This is a genomic window from Pseudomonas sp. B22(2017) (assembly GCF_002113105.1).
GTDB classification, from domain to species: Bacteria; Pseudomonadota; Gammaproteobacteria; order Pseudomonadales; family Pseudomonadaceae; genus Aquipseudomonas; species Aquipseudomonas asiatica.
Window position 1 is genome coordinate 102,887 of sequence record NZ_NEJN01000011.1, and the last position, 16,587, is coordinate 119,473.

Genomic DNA, 16,587 nt, shown 5'->3' on the forward strand with positions numbered 1-16,587 from the left:
GAGCGGTTGGTGCTCTGGATATTGTGTTTGCAGGTCCGGCCTCATCGCCGGCAAGCCGGCTCCCACAGGTACTGCGCAGGTCTGGAATCCCCTGCGATCCCTGTGGGAGCTGGCTTGCCGGCGATGGGCTGCAAAGCAGCCCCGAGGCCATCCCAGGTTTAGAAGAAGCCCAACGGATTGATGTCGTAGCTCACCAGCAGGTTCTTGGTCTGCTGATAGTGGTCAAGCATCATCTTGTGCGTCTCACGCCCGACCCCCGACTTCTTGTAGCCACCGAACGCGGCATGCGCCGGGTACAGGTGGTAGCAGTTGGTCCACACGCGGCCAGCCTTGATCCCACGGCCCATGCGGTAGGCACGGTTGATGTCGCGGGTCCACACGCCGGCACCCAGGCCGAACTCGGTGTCGTTGGCGATCGCCAGGGCTTCGGCTTCGTCCTTGAAGGTGGTGACGCTGACCACCGGGCCGAAGATTTCTTCCTGGAACACGCGCATCTTGTTGTTGCCCTTGAGCAGGGTCGGCTGGATGTAGTAACCGGTGGCCAGCGAGCCCTCCAGTTTTTCGACCTTGCCGCCGGTCAGCAACTCGGCGCCTTCCTTCTGGGCGATGTCGAGGTACGACAGGATCTTCTCGAACTGCTGTTGCGAGGCCTGGGCGCCGACCATGGTGTCGGTGTCCAGCGGGTCGCCGCGCTTGATCTGCAGCACCTTCTTCATCACCACTTCCATGAACTGCGGGTAGATCGACTCCTGCACCAGTGCCCGTGACGGGCAGGTGCATACCTCGCCCTGGTTGAAGAACGCCAGCACCATGCCTTCGGCCGCCTTCTCGATGAAGCTTGGCTCGGCTTGCATGATGTCTTCGAAATACACGTTCGGCGACTTGCCGCCCAGTTCGACGGTGGACGGGATGATGTTCTCGGCGGCGCATTTCATGATGTGCGAGCCAACCGGGGTCGAGCCGGTGAAGGCGATCTTGGCGATGCGCTTGCTGGTGGCCAGTGCTTCACCGGCTTCGCGGCCATAGCCTTGCACCACGTTGAGCACACCAGGTGGCAGCAGGTCACCGATCACTTCCAGCAGCACGGTGATGCCCAGCGGGGTCTGTTCGGCTGGCTTGAGCACCACGCAGTTGCCAGCGGCCAGTGCCGGGGCGAGCTTCCAGGCGGCCATCAGGATCGGGAAGTTCCACGGGATGATCTGCCCGACCACGCCCAGTGGCTCATGGATGTGGTAGGCCACGGTGCCTTCGTTGATTTCCGCGGCGCCGCCTTCCTGGGCGCGGATGCAGCCAGCGAAGTAGCGGAAGTGGTCGACCGCCAGCGGAATGTCGGCATTGAGGGTTTCGCGGATCGGCTTGCCGTTGTCCCAGGTTTCGGTAATGGCCAGCAGTTCGAGGTTCTGCTCGATACGGTCGGCGATCTTCAGCAGAACGTTGGAGCGGTCCTGCACTGAAGTGCGGCCCCAGGCGTCGGCCGCAGCGTGGGCTGCATCCAGGGCTTTATCGATGTCTTCGGCAGTGGAGCGAGGGAATTCAGCGATCAGCTTGCCATTCACCGGGGAGGTATTTTCGAAGTACTGCCCCTTTACCGGAGGAACGAACTCACCACCGATGTAGTTGCCGTAGCGGCTCTTGAAGGAAACCTTCGCGCCTTCGGTACCGGGATGTGCGTAACGCATGGTGTGTCTCCTGGCTATTGTGTTTGTTAGGGAGTTGGAAAGCGTAGAGCAAAGGTTGGGCCAGCGTTTCGAGCGCCAGGGAAATCAATGACTTGGCTCGGTTCTTTGGGCCGGGTCAACGGTCGCTGTGCCAGCGCCGGTACGCGTGTGGGTGACACTTTGTGCCATTTGCGACACGTAACCGGAGGGTGCATTGCAAAGCCTTCCCGGGTGGAGGATGCTGGCGGGACTCTCTATCTGCGGAGAACTACAACAATGCAGAGCAATCATTTCAGTCGCCATGCCCAGCAAGTCCATACCGTCGCCCATGGTGGGGCCGGGGAGGGTGGCAGTGACCCGTCCATCGCCCGCTCCTGGCTGCGCTGCCTGGAGGACTACCACCTCGACCCGTCGGTGATCGAGGCCCCGGTGGTGCTCGAGCATGGGCGCCTGCTGGAAAGCCGCGAGCGCCTGCGCCAGGTGCTGCAGATTGCCGACCATGAAATGAACAGCCTGCACCAGCAGCTTTCCGGGGCCGGCCATGCGGTGCTGCTGACCGATGCCCGTGGGGTGATCCTCAATTGCGTCAGCGCGCCGACCGAGCGGCGCAGCTTCGAGCGCGCCGGGCTGTGGCTGGGCGCTGACTGGAGCGAGGCGCGCGAGGGCACCAACGGCATCGGCACCTGCCTGGTCGAGCGCCAGGCGCTGACCATTCACCAGAACGAGCACTTCCGCGGTCGCCACACCGGCCTGACCTGCTCGGCCAGCCCGGTGTTCGACCCGCATGGCGAGTTGCTGGCAGTGCTGGATGTGTCTTCGGCGCGGCCCGACGTTTCCCGGCAGAGCCAGTTCCACACCATGGCCCTGGTCAACCTGTCGGCGAAGATGATCGAAAGCTGCTATTTCCTGCGCCATTTCGAACAGCAATGGCTGCTGCGTTTTCACCTGCAGGCGGAGTCGGTCGGCCTGTTCAGCGAAGGCCTGCTGGCGTTCGACGGTGACGGGCGCATCTGCGCCGCCAACCAGAGCGCGCTGAACCTGCTGGGCACGGTGCGTGGTGGCGTGCTGGGCAAACCGCTGGAACGCTTTTTCGCTTGCAGCCACGACGAACTGTTCAGCCGCGCCACGCCCAGCGGCAGCACGGCCTGGCCGCTGCATACCCTGGACGGGCGCCAGGTGTTCGCCAGCCTGCGTGGCCAGGCGCGAGCCCCGGTGTGGTCGGTGCCAGCCGCCCAGCCGCGGCCCACGCGGGAAGTGGAGCCGCTTATCTGCCTGCTCGACCCCGCCTTGCAGAACGACTTCCGCCGCAGCGTGCGGGTGTTCGAGCGCGATGTGCCGCTGTTGCTGCGCGGCGAGACCGGCTGTGGCAAGGAGGCTTTTGCCCAGGCCGTGCACCAGGCCAGCGAGCGGCGCGGCAAGCCGTTCGTTGCCATCAACTGCGCCTCGATCCCGGAGAGCCTGATCGAGAGCGAACTGTTCGGCTACCGCGGCGGCAGCTTTACCGGTGCACGCAAGGAAGGCATGCGCGGCAAGCTGCTGCAGGCCGATGGCGGCACCTTGCTGCTGGACGAGATTGGCGACATGCCACTGGCCCTGCAAACCCGCCTGCTGCGCGTGCTGGAGGAGCGCCAGGTGGTGCCGATCGGTGGCGAGCCGCAGGCGGTCGACGTGCGCATTGTCAGCGCTACTCACCGTGACCTGCTGGAACGGGTGGAGCAGGGCAGTTTCCGCGAGGACCTGTATTACCGGCTGAATGGCCTGGAAGTGGCATTGCCTGCGGTGCGCGAGCGCAGTGACAAGGCGCAGTTGCTGGACTTTCTTCTGCGTCAGGAGGCGCAGGGAGAACCGATCGATATCGAGCCCAGGGCGCGGCAGGCACTGCTCGACTTCGCCTGGCCGGGCAACGTGCGGCAGATGCGCAACGTGCTGCGTACCCTGGTGGCACTTTGCGAAGACTCCCGCATCGTGTTCCCGGATCTCCCAGCCATTGTTCGCAACAGCACCGTCCCTGTAGGAGCGGCCTTGTGTCGCGAAAGGGCCGCAGAGCGGCCCCAGGGGCCCAGCCGCGCCGACCAATTTGCAGGGGCTGCTGCGCAGCCCGATCGCGACACAAGGCCGCTCCTACAGGATGCGGAGCGGCAAGCATTGTTGGAGACGCTAGAGGCAAAACACTGGCACCTCACCCGTGTCGCCGAGCACTTGGGCATCAGCCGCAATACCTTGTATCGAAAACTGCGCAAACACGGCATCACCAGGGCCGACTGAGCGAAACATCTGGTGCGATTTGTCGCGCCCTGGGCTACCCTGCCTCGATGTTTTGCGAGGTCGACCATGCATATTCACATTCTCGGTATTTGCGGCACTTTCATGGGCTCGCTGGCGGTGCTGGCCAAGGAACTTGGCCACCGCGTCACCGGCTCGGACGCCAACGTCTATCCCCCGATGAGCACCCAGCTTGAAGCCCAGGGCATCGAGCTGACCCAAGGCTATGACCCGGCCCAGCTGGACCCGGCGCCAGATCTGGTGGTCATCGGCAACGCCATGTCGCGTGGCAACCCGGCGGTGGAGTACGTGCTGAACAAGGGCCTGCCCTATGTTTCCGGCCCGCAGTGGCTGGCCGACCACGTGTTGCAGGGCCGCTGGGTACTGGCCGTTGCCGGTACCCACGGCAAGACCACTACCAGCAGCATGCTGGCCTGGGTGCTGGAACACGCTGGCATGAGCCCGGGCTTCCTGATTGGCGGTGTGCCGCAGAACTTCTCGGTGTCGGCGCGCCTTGGCGATACGCCGTTCTTCGTGGTCGAAGCCGACGAGTACGACAGCGCCTTCTTCGACAAGCGCTCGAAGTTCGTCCACTACCACCCGCGCACGGCGATCCTCAACAACCTCGAGTTCGACCATGCGGACATCTTCCCCGACCTGGCCTCGATCGAGCGGCAGTTCCACCACTTGGTGCGCACCATCCCCAGCGAAGGCCTGGTCATCCACCCCACCACCGAGCAGGCGCTGGAGCGAGTGATCGGTATGGGTTGCTGGACCCCGGTGCAGACCACCGGCGAAGGTGGCCAGTGGCAAGCCCGTCTGCTCAGCCCCGACGGCTCGCGCTTCGAAGTGCTGTTCGACGGTGAAGCGCAGGGCGTGGTGGACTGGGCGCTGAATGGCCAGCACAACGTCGCCAACGCCCTGGCTACCCTGGCAGCGGCGCGCCATGTAGGCGTGGTGCCAGCCATGGGCATCGAAGGCCTGAGCGCCTTCAAGAGCGTCAAGCGGCGCATGGAGAAGGTTGCCGAAGTGCAGGGCGTGACCATCTACGATGACTTCGCCCACCACCCGACCGCCATCGCCACCACCCTAGACGGCCTGCGCAAGCGCGTTGGCGAAGCCCCGGTGATCGCCGTGATCGAGCCGCGATCCAACTCGATGAAGCTCGGTGCCCACCGTGACGGCCTGCCGGAAAGCGTCAACGACGCCGACCAGGTGATCTGGTACGCCCCGGCCAACCTTGGCTGGGACCTGGCTGCCACCGCCGCGCAATGCAAAGTGCCCAGCGTGGTGGCCGACAGCCTCGAAGCGATCATCGAGCGGGTCAAGGGGCAGGCCCGCCCGGGTACCCATGTAGTGATCATGAGCAACGGCGGCTTCGGCGGCCTGCACGGCAAGCTGGCCGAGGCACTGAAGTGAGCGGGCCGGAACGCATCACCCTGGCCATGACGGGCGCCTCTGGTGCCCAGTATGGCCTGCGCCTGCTCGACTGCCTGGTGCGTGAGGACCGCGAGGTGCACTTCCTGATCTCCAAGGCCGCGCAACTGGTGATGGCCACCGAGACGGACGTGGTGCTGCCGGCCAAGCCACAGGCGATGCAGGCCTTCCTCACCGAATATACCGGCGCTGCCGACGGGCAGATCCGCGTGTATGGCAAGGAAGACTGGATGTCGCCGGTGGCCTCGGGCTCCGGCGCCCCGGCGGCAATGGTCGTGGTGCCCTGTTCCACCGGCACGTTGTCGGCGATTGCCACCGGTGCCTGCAACAACCTGATCGAACGTGCTGCCGACGTTACCCTCAAGGAGCGTCGCCAACTGATCCTGGTGCCGCGCGAGGCGCCGTTCTCCACCATCCACCTGGAGAACATGCTCAAGCTGTCGCAGATGGGCGCGGTGATCCTGCCGGCGGCGCCGGGCTTTTATCACCAGCCGCAGACCATCGACGACCTGGTCGACTTCGTGGTGGCGCGCATTCTCAACCTGCTGAACATTCCCCAGGACATGTTGCCGCGCTGGGGTGAGCACCACTTCGGGGTGGATGATTGAAGCGAGCGCTGGTGGGCTTGCTGGCGCTGGTGCTGCTCGGTGGCTGCGCCACGGTGCGCACGTTGGATGCCAACAAACCCGGGGCACCGGTGGTGTATGCCGGTACCCGGTTGGACTTGTATGTGATCAATGGCGGGTGCTGCCCGCGGGATCGTTACGGGGCTGAGGCGCCAGCGTATCCGGGGCTGGACCTGCCGGGTAGCATGTTGCTCGATACCTTGTTGCTGCCGTTGTCGTTGCTGACAGCGGCCGGTGTAGGCTTCCAGGCCACTGGTGGCCTGTAAGGGCCCTTTCGCGGGTAAACCCGCTCCTACAGGATCTGTGTAATCTTCTTGTGATCACTGTACCTGTGGGAGCGGGCGTGCCCGCGAACAGGCCATCACAAGTGAAGCCTACTTCTTGCCCAACCTGCGCAACTCATCCGACTCCACAATCCGCACCCCGTCCTCTTCCTCCAGCGCCAGCCGCCACAGCGCCCGGGCCAAGGTACAAGCCTCGATCCCCCGATACTTCCCGGGTATCAGCTTGGCAAACGGCGAAGCCAACTGTTCACTAAGCCGAGGCTCGACCCGCTCACCCAGCAGCAACGACGGCCGCACGATGGTCAGCTGCGGCCAATCCTGAGCCTTGAGTGCCTCCTCCATCTCACCCTTGACCCGGTTGTAGAAAATCGACGATTTCGGGTCGGCGCCCAATGCACTGACCACCAGCAGATGCCGCGCGCCCAACTCCCGGGCACGCTTGCTGAAAGCCACCACCATGTCCAGGTCCACCGCGCGGAAGGCCGATTCGGAACCGGCCTGCTTCAGTGTGGTGCCCAGGCAGCAATAGGCGATATCGACCCGCCCACCCAGTTGTGGAAGGAACACAGCCGGGTCGCCTACCGGGTTTTCCAGGTGCGGGTGCTCGACCAATGGCCGGCGGGTAGGCGCCAGTACGCGAGTGATGGTGGGCTCGTTGAGCAGACGGTCGAGCAGGTGTTCACCTGTCAGACCCGTGGCACCGGCAAGCAGGACATGCTGAGGCGTCAAATACATGATGTCTCTCCCTTGTTACACACAAGCTTAGTGGCTGCGTGGCGTTTCCGCCTGTTCCCCCACGTTGGCCTGTGCGGCGTTACGCAATGCTTCTTCGGCCTGTTGCCGGCGCAGGTGCTGCCAGTGCTCAAGCACGTTCGGCGGCGCCCACAGCTGCGGTTCGGAGGCCTCGAAACCTTCCCTTTGTTCTCTTTCGGCAACGCTGGCGCGCGCCAGTTCAAACGCCTGTTTCAGGTCGTCGGTCTGGTTCAGCGCTTCGGCGAACAGGGCATCGCCGAAATAGGTGAAATCGGCTTCTTCCGAGCAACCGAAAGACACGCGGTCGGCCCGGGCGGCGGTCATGATCAGCGTGCGCTCATCTTTGAGCGGCGTGATGTAGCCCCCTGAATAGCAGGCGGATATGACAATCACCTTGTCGCGGTTCTTCAGCGGTGCCAGCGCGCTCGCCAGCTCGTCGGCAGACAGATCGGCCAACTGCAGGCGCGGTTGGTCGAGTACCAGCTGATGGTCCTGGCTGCCATGACTGGTGAGATAGATGAACACCAGGTCTTCGGGGCCGCTGCGCTCGGCCAGGGTACGGGCGGCGCGGGTCAGGTTTTCGCGTGTGGCCATGGCTCGGGTGGTCATGTGGTCGCGGTGGTTGACCAGGGTCACCTGGCCACTGGCGCCAAAGCGCACCTTGAGCATGTTGCTGACATAGTCGGCTTCACGCATGAACACGCTCTGCTGGCCATCGCCGGCCACCACCAGGCTGTATAGCTGAACTGGTGGCGCCGAGCGCGGTACCCGGGCCAGCGCTTCATCCAGCAAACGGCCCTGGTTGAGCAGCGTCAGGTCCAGCGGGTCGGGCAACAGCTTGCCGTTCTGGTCCCGTACGCGCACGCCGTTGCTCCAGGTGCCACTTTCGACCTTGCCGTTGGCCAGGATCAGCCGGCCCTGGCCGTGGTAGGCATCGTTGAGAAAGCCACCGATGTACTTGCTGCCGTCGGCCAGTTGCAGGCTGCCCTGGCCCGACAGGCGCCAGTCGGCGAAGGTGCCTTTGTAGTGGCTGCCATCGCTGCCCAGCAGTTCGCCTTCGCCAACCAGCGAGCCGTCCTTGAATTCGCCGATCCACACATCACCATCGGCATTTTCGTAGCGGCCACGGCCTTCCAGGCGGTTGTCCTTGAACTCGCCGATGTACTGCTCGCCGTCAACGCTGTCGTAGGTGCCGCTGCCTTCCAGCTGGCCATTGATGAAGTGGCCGCTGAACTGGTTGCCGCTGGCATCGCTGCGCACCCCAGCGCCGTTGGGCTTGCCCTTGGCGAACAGGCCCTGGTAGCGGCTGCCGTCGGCCAGTTCCAGCTCGCCGGCGCCTTCGTACAGGTCGTCCTTGAACTGGCCGCGGTAGGTCTGGTCGGCTTGCTTGAGGGTGCCTTCGCCGTCGCGGCGGCCGTGGCTGAAGGTGCCGGCATAGTGGCTACCCGGGGTAGTCAGCTCGCCCAGCCCCTGGAACAGCCCTGCGGCGAACTGGCCGCGGTACACCTCGCCGTTGCGGCCGTGCCATTCGCCCTGACCGTGCCATTGGCCGTCCTTGAAGGTACCGGCGTACCAGCTGCCGTTGGGGTAGTCGATCCGGCCCTCGCCTTGCAGCAGGCCATCGACCACCTGCCCCCGGTACCGCCCACCGTCAGGGAGGCGCGCGTCCGGCGGGAGCAGCGATTCGCCATCGCCGCAGGCGGCGAGCAGCAGGACCAGGGTGACGGGGAGCAGTGAACGCATGGCGAGAACCGGGCAATAGGTCTGCCGAGTATGACGCAGAATGGGGTCCTGAAACAGCGAACGCATGTGCTGGCGCAGCTCTCGAGCCTGCACTGCATTGAAAAGCTGGCACGGAACCTGTGGCAGCGGGCGTGCCCGAGAACACCGGCGAAGCCGGTGCCATGTACCGTGTGGTCTTCTTCGCGGGTGAACCCGCTCCCACAGGTATTGCGGTGACCTTCAGCTTTGCGCAATACCTGTGGGAGCGGCTTTAGCCGCGAACACCGGCGAAGCCGGTGCCATCCACCGAGTTGCCTGATTCGCGGGCACGCCCGCTCCCACAGGTTACGTGTTGCCTTTGAGGTGCAATCAGCGCACGCCCGGCGAAACGATGATCTTCACGTTCTCCTCCTTGTTGTTGACCAACTCCTCGAAGCCCAGCTCGACAATCTGCTCCAGCCCGATCCGCCCGGTCACCAGCGGGCGAATGTCCAGCCTGCCGTCAGCGATGAAGGCAATCACATCGGCAAACTCGCCGTTGTACGCCAACGCTCCCAGCACCTGCTTTTCGGTGGATACCAGTTCGAAGAAGTTGAACTCGCTAGGCTCCTCGAATATCCCCACCAACACGCACTTGCCCGCCTTGCGGATGGTGTCGATGGCCAGCTTGGCCGTGTGCTTGTTGCCGATGCATTCAAAACTCACATCCGCGCCCAGCCCGGCAGTGAGCTTGCGGATTTCCACCAGGGCGTCGCACTGGCTGGGGTCCAGCACCACGCTGGCGCCAACCTCTTTGGCCTTGGCCTTGCGCGCCGAGGACATTTCCAGGGCGATCACCTGCGCCGCGCCAGCCGCCTTGGCACACATGATGGTGCACAAACCGATGGTGCCGGCTCCAACTACCACCACCGTCTGGCCAAGCAGGCTGCCGGCCTTCTTTACCGCATGCATGCCCACCGCCAGCGGTTCGATCAGCGCCCCGGCCTCTGCCGGGAAACCCTGCGGCAGCAGGTACAGCAGGTTGGCGGGCACGTTGACCAGTTCGGCAAAGGCGCCGTTGTTCATCAGGCCGGTGAAGGCCAGGCGCTCGCAGATGTTGTACAGGCCGTGGGTGCAGTAGTAGCAGGTGCCGCAATGCTGGCAGGCGTCCGCAGCCACCGGGTCACCGACGGCAAAACCTTCCACGCCTTCACCCAGCTTGGCGATCTGGCCGCAGAACTCGTGGCCGAGGATGCACTGGCCCTGGATGCCGGTCAGCGGGTGCGGTGCCTCCACCGGGATGAATACCGGGCCAGCGACGTATTCGTGCAGGTCGGAGCCGCAGATGCCGCACCAGTCCACCTTGATCTGCACCCAGCCGGGCGCAGGGTCGGCCGGCAGGGGCACCTGTTCGACGCGAATATCATTGCGGCCATGCCAGACGGCGGCGCGCATGTGGGTGTGGCTCAGGTCGTTCATTGTTGTTCTCCAGGCTCACGGAAAGGGCTTAGTGCTTGCGCAGGAACGCGAGCAGTTGCTGGTTGACCTGTTCGGCCGCCTCCATTTGCACCATATGGCCAGCCTCGGGCAGCACCAGCACTTCAGCCTCCAGCCCTTCGGCATGGCTGGCCGGGATGATCGCGTCCTTGCCGCCCCACACCACCAGGGCCGGGTGTTGTCCCAGCACCCCGCGCAGGTCGTGGCGCTGCCGGTCGCCGTCAGCGATGGCCGATGCCAACAGGCGCAACGCGTCGTCCACGCCTTCCAGGCGCTTGAACTTGAGCATGTCCTCCAGCATCTGCCGCGTTACCAGTGCGGGGTCGGCAAACAGCTGTACCATCTGCGGTTTGAGGGCATTGCGGTTGGCGGCAGCGACGAAGCCTTGCAGGTACTGTCCGTTGATCTCCTCGCCCAGCCCGGCACTGGCCACCAGGCTCAGGCTGGCCACCCGTTGCGGCGCCAGGCGCGCCACGTTCAGGCTGACCGCGCCGCCCATGGAGTGGCCGGCCAGGTGGGCCTTGGCGATGTCCAGGTGGTCGAGCAGGGCCAGTACGGTTTCGCTCAACTCATCCAGGTCGCCCCGTTGCAGGGCCTTGGCCGACTCGCCATGGCCCGGCAGGTCGAGGGCGATTACCCGTCGCTCGGCAGCCAGCGCCGGGTGGTTGAACAGCCAGTTGTTGAGGTCGCCACCAAAACCGTGCACCAGCACCAGCGGCGTGCCGCCTTCACCGAGCTCGAACCAGCGCAACTGCCGGCCAGCCACTTCAGCCTTCTGTGGCGCCGGCCCTTGGGCCTGGTCGGCGCCCCCCTCGGCGACGAACTCGGCCTGGAAGCGCTGCACCACGGCATCGATTTCGGCTTCTTCGGCTTCGCCTTCCACCACCACCGCCAGCAGGGCACCGACCGGCAGGGTTTCATCAGGCCTGGCCACCTGGCGGCGCAACACACCGCTGAACGGGGCTTCGACGCTGCTGCTGATCTTGTCGGTCTCGACGTCCAGCACCTCGTCGCCCTTGTTGATTTCGTCACCTTCCTGCTTCAGCCAGGTATCCACCCGGCCCTCGGTCATCGACAGGCCCCACTTGGGCATGGTCAGGGTATGGATCTGGCTCATGCGGCACTCCTTGCGGCTTCGATCACTTTGCGTACCGCAGCCTCGATCTTCGCCGCGTCAGGGATGTACAGGTCTTCCAGTGCATCGGAGAACGGCACAGGAGTATGCGGGGCGGTGACCATTTCGATCGGGCCCTTGAGCGCGCCGAAGGCCTTCTGTGCCACCAGCGCGCTGATGTCGGTGGCCATGGAGCAACGCGGGTTGGCTTCGTCGATCACCACCAGGCGGCCGGTCTTTTCCACGCTTTCCAGGATGCTGTCCTCATCCAGCGGGCTGGTGGTGCGCAGGTCCAGCACTTCGCAGTCGATACCCTGGCGGGCCAGGTTGTTGGCGGCCTCCAGCGCCACATGCACCATGCGGCCATAGGTGACCAGGGTCACGTCCTCGCCATCACGCAGGAAGTTGGCCTCACCGAACGGTACGGTGTACACCTCTTCCGGCACCTCTCCCTGCATGCTGTAGAGCAGCTTGTGCTCGCAGAAGATCACCGGGTCGTTGTCGCGGATCGCCTGTATCAACAGGCCCTTGGCATCGTACGGCGAGGACGGGCAGACCACCTTCAGGCCGGGAATGTGCGTCCACAGCGAGGTGAGCATCTGCGAGTGCTGGGCCGCCGCGCGCAGGCCGGCGCCGTACATGGTGCGCATCACCAGCGGGGTTACCGCCTTGCCGCCGAACATGTAGCGGAACTTGGCGGCCTGGTTGAGGATCTGGTCCAGGCAGCAGCCGGCGAAGTCGACGAACATCAGCTCGCACACCGGGCGCAGGCCCTGGGTGGCAGCACCGACGGCAGCGCCGACGTAGCCGATTTCCGACAGCGGTGCGTCGAGCACGCGCCCCGGGAACTGATGGTAAAGGCCCTTGGTCACGCCCAGCACGCCCCCCCAGGCGTCATCCTCGCCGGGGGCACCGGCGCCGCCGGCAACGTCTTCGCCAATGATGAATACAGTGTTGTCGCGGCGCATTTCCTGGGCCAGGGCTTCGTTGATGGCCTGCTGGTAGCTGATCTTTCTTGCCATGGTGATTCTCCTGTTGTTCTTGTAATCCGCGGCTCAGGGGTAGGCGACGTAGACGTCGGTGAGCAGGTCGGCGGGCTGTGGCTTGGGATCGGACTTGGCGCGGCGCACGGCGTCTTCGATCAGGTCCTCGACGCGGGCGTCGATGGCGTCCAGTTGCGCAGCCGTGAGCAGGCCGGCGCGGGTGGTCTTGTTGCGGAACTGCATGAGGCAGTCGCGGGATTCGCGCAGGTTCTTCACTTCGTCCGGGGCGCGGTAGGTTTGTGCATCGCCTTCGAAATGGCCGTAGTAGCGGCTGAGCTTGACCTCGATCAGCGACGGGCCTTGCCCGGAACGCGCACGTTCGATGGCAGCGCCGGCGGCCTCGTACACGGCAAAGAAGTCGAAACCGTCGATGGTGACACCGGGCATGCCGAACCCGGCCGCGCGATCGGCGATATGGTCGCAGGCAACCGACCAGGTCGAGGCGGTGGCTTCGGCGTAGCCGTTGTTCTCGGCCACGAAGATGCACGGCAGGTTCATGATCGAGGCCATGTTCATGGCTTCGAACACGGCGCCTTCGTTGGAAGCGCCATCGCCGAAGAAGGCCACCGATACATCGTCGCGGCCTTTGATCTTGGCCGCCAGCGCCGCCCCGGCCACCAGCGGAGCGCCGGCACCGACGATGCCGTTGGCGCCGAGCATGCCTTTTTCCAGGTCGGCGATGTGCATCGAACCGCCCTTGCCGCCGCACACGCCGGTCTTCTTGCCGTAGATTTCGGCCATCATGCCGTACACGTCCACACCCTTGGCGATGCAGTGGCCGTGGCCGCGGTGGGTCGAGGCGATACAGTCGCTATCGCGCAGGTGGGCCATGACTCCGGCGGCGGAAGCCTCTTCGCCGGCATACAGGTGCACGAAGCCAGGGATCTCGCCGGTGGCGAACTCGACGTGCAGGCGTTCTTCGAAGGCACGGATGGTGCGCATCACTTCATAGGCATGCAGCAGTTGTTCGGTACTGAGTTGATTGGACATCTTGTTGTTCTCCGGGGTTGTCTCAACACGGGTTTGCAGGGTGCAGCCGATGGCCACGGGGCACGGCCAGCAAGTGATGGCGGGCGGCGTGCGCCAGTACGGCCTCGACGTCCACGCTCAATGGGCCTTGGTGGTCGAGGGTGATGGTGGGGCTGTCATGCTCGGCGAATTCGATTTCGCGCTCGCCGTCCAGCGCCAGGGTGCCGCTGGCCAGGCTCAGGCGATGGGCTACGCCGGGCGTCAGGGCGCCGCTGGCGGTGATGCCGCAGCCTTGCAACAGGCCGGGTGCCAGCGGTGCGAGCAGCGCTTGTTCGGCACCGGGGTTCAGGCGTACCCAGGCACCGTGCGGGTCCTGCCGCGAGACCGGGCACCACAGGCCGCACAGGGCCGAGAGGCCGATGGCATGGGGTTCGGCGAAACACGCGAAGACTTCGCAAAGGTCTTCGCTGCGGCTCAGTGCCCGAGCGCCGATGAAGCGCTGAGGCGACACCGCCACCTCCACCAGTGCCCATTCGGCAAGCTGTTGTTCGGGCACCTTCACCAGCAGGCGCTTGTTGCGGCGCAGGCCGATGCTGGGCGGTACCCGGCCGCTGGCAAGCAGGCCGCCGGCCAGGCCGGCGCTGGTGGCCTCGCGCAGTTCGGGGAAGGCATTGTTGGTGCCGGTGGACAAGGTCAGCAGCGGCACGTCCCCGGCCTCGGCAGCGACTGCCTTGTGGGTGCCGTCGCCGCCAAGCACGGCGATCATCGCCACACCGTGCTCGACCATTTGGCGGGTGGCCAGGCGGGTATCGGCAACGGTCTGGGTCAGCGGCAGGTCGAGGATTTCGATGGCCGGCCAGTGCTGGTCCTGGGCGACCGGGCCCTGGCTGGCCTTGAGCACGGCAGCGGCGATGCCGGTCATGTCGCTGGGCAGCAGCACCTGGCCGATGCCGGTAGCACCGAAGGCAGCGAGCAGGCGCTGGATCGCCGATGCCTTGTCGGTACTCGAATAGAGCCCGGCATTGGCAGTCAGGCGGCGCAGGTCGCGGCCAGAGGCAGGGTTGGCAATGATGCCGACAGTTGGGGCGGGTAGCGGCATGGCGCACCTCGTTTCTTGTTTGCCAGTGCCGGAGCAAGCGCGGTGCCAGTTTTCCTTGGGTTGGCTGAAATCACCGAGGCAGAGCGGTTTCGTTGCGCTCTGGCCGGAACGTATGGCCGGGCTGGCGAGACGCCGGGTGCCAGCCGAGGTATGGCATGGCCGAGACGCTGAGACGCTGCGTCTCAAGCCGGCCGGTAATCACGCAGTGCTTGTCGGGGCATGCCCGGAAGCGCTTAATGGCCGGACAACGATAAAAACAGCAACGAGAACCGGAGGGCCTGAATGCTTGCCGCGAACTCCCGAGCCCATGTCGACTGCATCAGCAGGGTGCTGAAGAATGCCGACCGCCTGCCGCAGGCGCCGGTGCCACCGCTGATCCTCGATTCATGGCGCCGTTCCATGGAGCTGTACCGCCTCGACCCCGGGTCCCAGCAGGGGCCGCGCATTCTGTCCCAAAGCCTGCTCAACGAATGCCGCGAGCGCGCCGAACTGTTCCTGCGTATCGCCAGCGATGCCGTGGCCCGCCTGCATGAGCGAGTGCGCGGTGCCGACTACTGCGTGCTGCTCACCGACGCCTTGGGGCGCACCATCGATTATCGGGTCGAGTCTGCCATCCGCAACGACTGCCGCAAGGCCGGGCTGTACCTGGGCACCTGCTGGTCGGAGGGCGAGGAGGGCACCTGCGGCGTGGCGGCGGTGTTGACCAGCAAGGCGCCGGTTACGGTGCACAAGCGCGACCACTTCCGCGCTGCGTTCATTGGCCTGACCTGTACGGCGGCACCGGTCTTCGACCCGCTGGGCGAGTTGCTGGGCGTGGTGGATGTCTCGGCCTTGCAGTCGCCGGACGACCGCCGCAGCCAGCACCTGATCCGCCAATTGGTCGAGCAGACTGCGCGCGAGATCGAAAATGCCTTCTTCATGCACAGTGCCCAGGGCCATTGGGTGATGCGTGCCCATGGCACGCCGGGCTATGTGGAAAGCCAGCCCGACTACCTGCTGGCCTGGGATGGCGATGGCCGTCTGCAGGCGATCAACAGCCTGGCGCGCCAGCGGCTGGTGGAGCATCTGGGGCGTTTGCCCGAGCACATTGGCGAGCTGTTCGACATGGATCAGCTGCGCCGCGTGAACGCATCGTCTGCGCAACGCCTGCCGGGCCTGGGTGGGCTGTACGGCCGGGTCAGCGCCCCCAGCCAGCGCCAGCGTGCGCAGCCGTTGCGCCAGGCCCAGGACGCCCGTATCGAGCAGCATCTGCGGCTGGCCACGCGGGTCAAGGACTGCAATCTGGCGGTGCTTGTGCAAGGCGAGACGGGGGCTGGCAAAGAGGTGTTCGCCCGCCAGCTGCATCAGCAAAGCCTGCGTCGCGATGGCCCGTTCGTCACCCTGAACTGCGCGGCCATCCCGGAAAGCCTGATCGAGAGCGAGCTGTTCGGCTATGTGGCCGGGGCCTTCACCGGGGCTTCCAGCAAAGGTATGCAGGGGCTGTTGCAGCAGGCCGATGGCGGCACGCTGTTCCTCGACGAAATCGGTGACATGCCGCTGAACCTGCAAACCCGGTTGCTGCGCGTGCTGGCGGAGGGTGAAGTGGCGCCGCTGGGCGCGGCGCGGCGGGAGCGAGTGGATATCCAGGTGATTTGCGCGACCCACCGCGATTTGGCGGCGATGGTGGAGGATGGGCGTTTTCGCGAGGATCTTTACTTCCGCCTGGCCAATGCCCGCTTCGAATTGCCGCCGCTGCGCGAGCGTGAGGACCGCTTGGGGTTGATTCACCAGTTGCTGGTCGAGGAGGCCGAGGCCTGCGGGGTCGAGGTGATGTTGGCGGATGATGCGCTGCAGGCGCTGCTGGTCTATCGCTGGCCGGGGAACTTGCGCCAGCTGCGGCAGGTGTTGCGCTATGCCTGTGCGGTGAGTGAGGGCGGGCAGGTGCAGATGCAGGACCTGCCGCAGGAGGTGCGCGGCGAGGTAGTCGCGTCGGCTGAAAGCAGCATGTCCTGTCCGGCCCGGCAGTTGCTGCTGGATGCGCTGATCCGCCATCGCTGGAAGCCGGCCGATGCGGCGCGGGCTCTGGGGATATCGCGGGCGACCTTGTACCGGCGGGTGCATGAGCATCACATCGAGATGCCGCGGATGAAGGGCTGAGTCACGCG

Annotated in this window: 13 protein-coding genes; 5 read left to right on the forward strand and 8 right to left on the reverse strand. The window is 65.2% G+C overall.

Annotated features, from left to right (window positions below; all coding sequences use genetic code 11):
- Positions 1-158: 158 nt before the first annotated feature.
- A complete protein-coding gene (locus tag CAG18_RS20580; RefSeq protein WP_012270312.1) occupies positions 159-1,679 on the reverse strand; it encodes an aldehyde dehydrogenase family protein in 1,521 nt (506 codons plus the stop codon).
- A 255-nt stretch (positions 1,680-1,934) separates the two neighbouring features.
- Here CAG18_RS20580 and CAG18_RS20585 point away from each other — a divergent pair, with 255 nt between their 5' ends.
- The 4 genes from CAG18_RS20585 (at position 1,935) to CAG18_RS20600 (ending at position 6,249) form a co-directional block, all read left to right on the forward strand.
- The gene (locus CAG18_RS20585) at positions 1,935-3,923 is read left to right on the forward strand and encodes a sigma-54-dependent Fis family transcriptional regulator (RefSeq protein WP_085721430.1); all 1,989 of its coding nucleotides are present in this window, start codon (positions 1,935-1,937) and stop codon (positions 3,921-3,923) included.
- A 66-nt stretch (positions 3,924-3,989) separates the two neighbouring features.
- Positions 3,990-5,339, forward strand: a complete 1,350-nt coding sequence (gene mpl, locus CAG18_RS20590; RefSeq protein WP_085721431.1) for a UDP-N-acetylmuramate:L-alanyl-gamma-D-glutamyl-meso-diaminopimelate ligase — start codon at positions 3,990-3,992, stop codon at positions 5,337-5,339.
- Positions 5,336-5,965 (forward strand): flavin prenyltransferase UbiX, encoded by a 630-nt coding sequence (ubiX, locus tag CAG18_RS20595; protein ID WP_013970698.1) that lies wholly within the window; start codon positions 5,336-5,338, stop codon positions 5,963-5,965. Before mpl ends, ubiX begins: the two co-directional genes overlap by 4 nt.
- The gene (locus tag CAG18_RS20600) at positions 5,962-6,249 is read left to right on the forward strand and encodes a YceK/YidQ family lipoprotein (RefSeq protein ID WP_015268804.1); all 288 of its coding nucleotides are present in this window, start codon (positions 5,962-5,964) and stop codon (positions 6,247-6,249) included. Before ubiX ends, CAG18_RS20600 begins: the two co-directional genes overlap by 4 nt.
- Positions 6,250-6,357: 108 nt before the next feature.
- Here CAG18_RS20600 and CAG18_RS20605 read toward each other — a convergent pair whose 3' ends face one another.
- The 7 genes from CAG18_RS20605 to CAG18_RS20640 all read right to left on the reverse strand — a co-directional run bounded on the left by CAG18_RS20605 (position 6,358) and on the right by CAG18_RS20640 (position 14,443).
- The gene (locus tag CAG18_RS20605; protein ID WP_085721432.1) at positions 6,358-7,002 is read right to left on the reverse strand and encodes an oxidoreductase; all 645 of its coding nucleotides are present in this window, start codon (positions 7,000-7,002) and stop codon (positions 6,358-6,360) included.
- Between the two features lie 27 nt (positions 7,003-7,029).
- Positions 7,030-8,763 carry a C13 family peptidase gene (locus tag CAG18_RS20610; protein ID WP_043936054.1) on the reverse strand — a complete coding sequence of 578 codons (1,734 nt, stop codon included), beginning with the start codon at positions 8,761-8,763 and terminating at the stop codon, positions 7,030-7,032.
- Positions 8,764-9,111: 348 nt separating this feature from the next.
- The gene (locus CAG18_RS20620; protein ID WP_223998105.1) at positions 9,112-10,176 is read right to left on the reverse strand and encodes a 2,3-butanediol dehydrogenase; all 1,065 of its coding nucleotides are present in this window, start codon (positions 10,174-10,176) and stop codon (positions 9,112-9,114) included.
- Positions 10,177-10,228: 52 nt separating this feature from the next.
- Positions 10,229-11,335: an acetoin dehydrogenase dihydrolipoyllysine-residue acetyltransferase subunit gene (locus CAG18_RS20625; protein WP_039614647.1), complete on the reverse strand. Its 1,107-nt coding sequence runs from the start codon at positions 11,333-11,335 to the stop codon at positions 10,229-10,231.
- Complete coding sequence (locus tag CAG18_RS20630; RefSeq protein ID WP_085721434.1) at positions 11,332-12,354, reverse strand: alpha-ketoacid dehydrogenase subunit beta; 1,023 nt, start codon at positions 12,352-12,354, stop codon at positions 11,332-11,334. The genes CAG18_RS20625 and CAG18_RS20630 overlap by 4 nt, the downstream gene beginning before the upstream one ends.
- Positions 12,355-12,387: 33 nt before the next feature.
- Positions 12,388-13,365, reverse strand: coding sequence for a thiamine pyrophosphate-dependent dehydrogenase E1 component subunit alpha (locus tag CAG18_RS20635; protein ID WP_015268810.1), 978 nt, complete (start codon positions 13,363-13,365; stop codon positions 12,388-12,390).
- A gap of 22 nt (positions 13,366-13,387) precedes the next feature.
- A complete protein-coding gene (locus tag CAG18_RS20640; protein WP_085721435.1) occupies positions 13,388-14,443 on the reverse strand; it encodes an ATP-NAD kinase family protein in 1,056 nt (351 codons plus the stop codon).
- A 282-nt stretch (positions 14,444-14,725) separates the two neighbouring features.
- Here CAG18_RS20640 and CAG18_RS20645 point away from each other — a divergent pair, with 282 nt between their 5' ends.
- Positions 14,726-16,579 carry a sigma-54-dependent Fis family transcriptional regulator gene (locus CAG18_RS20645; protein WP_085721436.1) on the forward strand — a complete coding sequence of 618 codons (1,854 nt, stop codon included), beginning with the start codon at positions 14,726-14,728 and terminating at the stop codon, positions 16,577-16,579.
- The last annotated feature ends 8 nt before the right edge of the window (positions 16,580-16,587 follow it).